The 600-nt window shown below is 42.8% G+C and carries 1 protein-coding gene; it reads right to left on the bottom strand.

Annotated features, from left to right (window positions below):
• On the bottom strand, positions 1–546 hold a 546-nt coding region (locus AC1M9I_RS14600), incomplete at its 3' end, for an IS5 family transposase (RefSeq protein WP_481611214.1).
• Between the last annotated feature and the right edge of the window lie 54 nt (positions 547–600).

Raw genomic sequence — 600 nt, 5'->3', positions numbered from 1 at the left:
CTGATTAAGTAAATCACCAAGCACCTGTGAATCACTGACATTATTGGTTGTGAGCTGAATAGCGCGTATTTGTAGGGTTTTGGCATCTATACCAATATGAAGTTTACGCCATTGGCGACGATATTCAGCTCCATGTTTCTTGCGTTTCCATTCGCCCTCACCTAGAAACTTCATGCCTGTAGAGTCTACAAGTAGATGCAGCCCCTCGCTACTTTTTTGGTAGCTGATTGCAATATCAATATGCTTTTGTCTTCTACAAAGCGTGGTGTAATCTGGCGCTGTCCAATTTAATCCGCAAAGTTTAATCAGACTTTGCACAAAGCCAGTGACCATACGTAAAGACAGACGGAATAAAGATTTAATCATTAAGCAGCATTGGATGGCTGCGTCGGAGTAGGTTTGATTTCGCCCTTGTTTGCCTTTTGATGGCGCATACCATTGCGTAGCAGGATCAAACCAAATGGCAATATTTCCGCGACTTATGAGTGCTCGGTTATATGCGGGCCAATTGGTTGTGCGGTAGATTTTGTGTGCAGGCTTCTTCATTTGAAAATTATATGGCTGAAGAAGCCCTTAAGAATAGCTTTGTGCAACAAAGCC

This window comes from Acinetobacter sp. ANC_7553, from assembly GCF_056779895.1.
This window is presented reverse-complemented; position numbering and strand designations above follow the sequence as displayed.